This is a genomic window from Succinimonas sp., assembly GCF_045225735.1.
Lineage (GTDB): Bacteria > Pseudomonadota > Gammaproteobacteria > Enterobacterales > Succinivibrionaceae > Succinimonas.
In genome coordinates this window covers 1-5,400 of the sequence record NZ_JBGVBR010000059.1, presented here as the reverse complement: position 1 = coordinate 5,400, position 5,400 = coordinate 1, and the positions used below count along the sequence as shown (strand labels likewise).

General features: G+C 52.6%; 2 protein-coding genes. One reads left to right on the top strand and one right to left on the bottom strand.

Annotation, left to right across the window (positions count from 1 at the left end; genetic code table 11):
• Positions 1 to 165, bottom strand: a 165-nt coding sequence (locus ACJROR_RS02030) for an aspartate 1-decarboxylase (protein WP_406545646.1), incomplete at its 3' end; no start/stop codon positions are given.
• 536 nt (positions 166 to 701) lie between these two features.
• Here ACJROR_RS02030 and ACJROR_RS02025 point away from each other — a divergent pair.
• On the top strand, positions 702 to 5,400 hold a 4,699-nt coding region (locus tag ACJROR_RS02025; RefSeq protein WP_406545645.1), incomplete at its 3' end, for an alpha-2-macroglobulin family protein.

Here is a 5,400-nt window from a genome sequence, read left to right as displayed (position 1 = left end):
GAACCGGGCCCCGTTTTCCACTACGTAAATGTCGATCTGCTCATGCTCCGCAATTCCGGCGGCATCAAGAAGATCCATGTCTATGCTGCAGGATCCTTCGTAGTTAAGCACGGAATGGGTTACCCTGGCCTGGTGAAGCTTACATCTGAGTAAAATTCTCTGCATTTATTCTGCCTTCCTGTTCTAAAAGTTTGGTTAATGACGGACTACGGAATCTCCGTAATCAATGCAGCGCACACATCCTGAGATGCCTGTCGTGATTCCCGGTGCTCAGAAATCGTGCGTCATTATAGCCGATAGCGCTGTCTAAAGTGATAATTTTTTTGACATTAATCAAACATTTTTCTGCGAGTTCCTGAAAGAGAGCTCCGGGGGCAGGGAAATCTTTTAAAGAGCGGAATTGCCGGGGGAAGGGCGGGATTAAAGCGGGATCCCGGATCAGAGGCTTTTGAATACATTTTCAGCATAAATTAGAAGCCGCGCGGGGTTTTCGTAACCCGCGGGGCGAATTTTTTTGTATTAAGGCCGCTCAGGCAATAAAATGACTTATTTCCAAAGAGGAGGATTTTTGCGCGAGCTTGGCCGGGGAACGTCCTCCGGTTCCCGAAGCTGCCGCTTCTGTCCTGCGGGCAGGGCAGGCGGCCGATTATGAGGCTGAGCAGGGATAAGCTCTGGCTTATCGTTTACAGGGATTTACAACGATGAAACTATCCAAGCTGGCATTATCGCTTATTGCCATTTCAGGTACCGGGTACGCCTCGTTCAGCATGGCTGCCGGCGGCATTGAAGTACTCCGGGTTATTGATGAAAACCAGACCGGAGCGGCTACTTCATGTCTGATTATGAATCAGGGCATGGACAACCCTGACAACACCCCCAAGGTTCTGGCATCTTATATCAAGGTTCTCAACAAGGCCACCGGCAAGTATGAGGAGCCGGAAGCCCTGATTAATGACCGGTCAGTGTGTCTGTCCGGCCTGGCATTCGGCACGGAGTATCAGGTCACCCTGAAGGAGGGCATCAAAGCCGCCAACAATACCCGCCTCCCCAAGGATATTTCCGTTGACTTTACCACCATCGATCACCAGCCCACCGTGAACTTCCTGCCCGGAAACATTCTTTCCCGGGCCGCTAATGAAAAGAAGGTAGCAGTGGAGAGCGTCAACATGGATAAGTTCCAGGTGGCGCTTTACCGGATGTCCTCCAGCGATCTGGCCAGCTACGTTTCCCGGGCCACTGATTCTCTGGAAGACCGCTGGGGCACTATTGAGTACCTTAAGTCCCACGGCAAATTTCTGGGCGCAAAAAAGTACTCCCTTAACGGCAAGCTGAACGGCCGGCAGATCACCATGGTGGATCTCCGGGAACTGGGAGGCAATGTTGATTCCGGCATTTACACTCTGCTCATCACCGCAGAGGATATGGTGCCCTGCGACAATTCCGGAGAATGTCTTTCCGAGCTTGATGACAAGTACAGCGCCCTGATGGTGGCCAAGTCGGTGGTGATTTCCGATATCGGTCTTACCACCTATCAGAAGAGCAGCGGCATTGACATTGCCGTGAGATCTCTGTCCACCGCCAGGCCTCTGGCCAATGCTAAGGCCTCGCTGGTTAATGCCGCCAACGAGGTTATCGCCACGGTGATGACCGGCAAGGACGGCTATGCCCACTTTGCCAAAGAGGCGGTAAGCGGAGAAAATGCTCAGAGACCGGTGCTCCTGAATGTGGTTAAGGACGGTGATTTCTACAGCCAGGATCTCCGTGCCAATCCTCTGGTGATTGAGAATGTGAAGACCACCTCCGCCGCGCAGCTCAATCCGGAGTTCAATGTCTATGCCTATACCAACAGAACTCTGGTGCGTCCGGGAGAGAAGGTTTACTACGAGGCCATTGTCCGGGACAGCAAGCTCAAGGCGGCTTCCGTCAAGGCTCTCAAGCTTATGATCTACCGTCCGGACGGACTTCTGCAGAAGGAGGTTACCCTGTCAAATCCCGCCAGCGGCGCCTTTGATTACGAATTTGAATTTGACAGCAATGCTCCTTTGGGACCGTGGCGTTTTGCGCTGGGCTTTGATAAGAAAAATATTCTCAGCACTGCCAGGGTTACGGTGGACAACTTCATTCCCTCCAGCATCGATCCCAAGATTGTCACCAAGAAGACCGTAATTTCCAAGAACGAGCCCGTGGAGATTAAGACCAAGTACATCTATGATGCTCCGGCTCCGGGAATTGCCATGTCCGGCAGCTATATTCTGCTGCCTGACAACCATCCCTCCGAGAAGTACAAGGACTATTACTTCGGCCCCAATCAGAAGGAGCTGGAGAATCTCAGGAACTACGGCGGCATTAATGATGTGGAATCCGGCAGCGACGGCGGGATTTCCATCAATCTCGGGGATCTGGAAACCTCTGACGATTATCCCCAGAAGATCGATCTCAGCCTGAACTTTGTTGATCCCAATTCCAAGATAATTACCCGGGTGAAGAGCTACAAGCTGAGCTTTCCGGATCCTTTGGTGGGCATCAAGACTGATTTCAGCAAGGACGATGTTTACAAGTCCGATTTCAGCGTCATTCTGGCGGATCAGGCCGGCAAGCTTTACAGCGGCAAGGTAGATTATGCCATTTACAAGAGAAATATTTCCTATCAGTTCGTTTACAACAACGGCTCCTGGAACTATTTCCAGAATGAATACCTGACTCCGGTCACTGCCGGGGTAATGAATCTCAAAGCCGATACCTCCGGACGCATTGCCTATACCTTCCAGGACGGCAATTATGTGGCCAAGCTGACCCACGGAGATCGGGAAACCTCGGTGAACTTCTATGTGGGCTCCATGTCCTGCGAGAATCCGAAGTATCCGGACAGATTCGAACTCTTTACCGATCGGGAAAGCTACAAGGTTAACGACACGGCCTACTTTGAGTTTGACAGCTCCTACAGCGGCTTTGCCGATCTGGTGCTGGACAACGTCAGCGGCGGCAGCATGTTCCACTACGAGGTCAAGAAGGGCCATAACAAGCTCCCTCTCAAGATCACTCCTGATTTTGTGAACGGCACCTACGCCATCCTTACCACCTACGCCGCTCAGGAAAGCAAGCATCTGGGTTCCCGGAGATCCATCGGTGTGGCCTACGTGGGCATGGACAAATCCGCGGACACCCTGAAGATCTCCGCCGAGGTGCCGGAGGCCAAGCCCAATAACGGCGTGGATATCCGCATCAAGGTGGACAATGCCGACAGCAATACCTATGTAACCGCAGCTTTGGTGGATAAGGGCATTCTCAGCATCAACAATCAGAAGGCTCCTTCTCCGGACGGAGCGCTTTACAATCAGAAGGTGTTCAGATCCCAGATTTTTGATCCGTATTCCTATCTCATGAAGAGCGTGGATCACAACGGTCAGGGCTACGGTGACGACGGCGCTGAGGATCTGCCGGCGGAAACCCCGTCTCTCAGCAATATTACCAAGGAGCTCCTTTCCTATTATTCTCCGAAGGTAAAGGTGGAAAACGGGTATGCCACCGTGCATTACGACCTCAATGCCATCAGCAGCACCGCTTCTCTCATGGTAAGCGCCTGGTCTCCCGACAAGCTGGGCTCCTATGCTCAGGATGTCAGGATCCGGGATTCGGCCGTTTCCAGGATGAATATGCCTTATTACCTCCACAAGGGGGATACTTTGAAGGCTGATTTCTCCATTAATAACGTTTCCGGCAAGGAAGCCTCCTACAGCTACGAGATCACCTGCTCCGGCACCCTGAAGTGCAGTGACAAGGGCAAGCTCTCCGTTGCGGACAAGGCGGTGGTTAAGGCCCCGGTAACCATAGATGCCATGCAGGCCGGAGACGGTTTTGTGGACATTAAGGTTACCTCCGACGGCTACAGCTTCAGCACCCGCAAGGAAGTTGCCGTGCTGAATCCCATGTCCAAGATGCAGGAGAACCGGGTGGTGGCCATCAATCCGGGCAAGAGCGAAAAGGTTACCTTTGATAACGTTTTTGCCGACGGATCCCAGGCATCTGCCAGATTCGGCAAGTTCCCGCTTTCCGATGTGAGCAAGATCGTTTCCGGTTTCCTGGACTCCGAGACCATGTACGGCGATGTGTTTGACAAGAGCGCTGCCGGTCTTTCTATTATTTCGGTGCTGTCCGAAATGGAAAAGAGCAAGAAGGGGAATCCCAAAGAGCTGAACCGGATGAAGAAGTACATCAATGATACCGTGGCCGCAGTGCAGTCCCGGATTGACATGTACGGCGGCATCTCCGGCTACTTCCAGTCCTGGAAGGAGCAGAGATACGCTCTGGCCTATTCCGCTCTCTTCCTGGCCGAGGCTAACAATGCCGGTTTCAATGTCAACCGGACTCTTCTGGGCAACCTGAAGAACAGTCTCATTGACATGCAGAGCGATGACAGCGACAACATCGCCGCGCTGTCCATGTACGCTCTGGCCCGCATGGGAGTAAATGTCAAGACCAATGCCATCTACAAGTTTGACAGCATCTATGAAAAGCAGAAGCCCGAAATCGAGTCCTTTGCCTACTATGCTGACATCTTTGGCATGTACGGCGACACCGAACGCCGGAGAATGGCTGTGGAGAAGGGCGCCGATGTCCTCAAGGCCGTTAACGACAAGTACAACATTGTGACCAACAGCTACCGGGTATACGATGACGTGAACTTCTACAAGGAGCTCCTCCTGTACTTCCCGTACCGTCTTAACAGCGTGCCTCATGATGCTCTGGCTCTGATCCGTTCCTCCATCAATGCCGGAAATTCCAAGAAGCTAAACGGTCTCTTCTCCTATCTGAATGCCGGCGGGTATCTTAACAATGCCAGCAAGGCCATTCTGGTGGATATGTCCGAGCACAGCAAGACTCCGGAGGCCAGTCAGAGATACTCCCTGAAGAACAATACGGTAACCGTGTCCAATTCCTCCTCGGAGCTGGCTGTGGCCACCGTATCCGTCAGCGACTACGTGTCCGCCGAAACTCCTTATAACGGCATTGTGCGCTTTACCCAGCGTTACTATGATCGCAGCGGCAAGGAGATCAAGGGCCCCGTTAACCTCAAGGTCAACGATGACCTTCTGGTGGTGAACGAATTCAGCTTCAAGAATGCCTTCAGCGGCAACCTTGCCTTTGAGAGCAAGATTCCGTCCAACACCATGCTGGTTAACACCCTGACCCGGGAAGACATCAAGAAGCGCTATCCGGCGCTGAAGGCTGAGCAGTTCGGCTATCCCGATGTCACCAAAGGCGATGCCGGACTTGTGGTGCACCAGTCTGTGAATAACGCCAAGGTAATATCCTTTGCCTATGTTCTTAAGGCAGCTCACAAGGGCGTATCCGTGCCTCTCATGAGCAGCGGCTACATTTCCAGACTGACTGACAGAACCT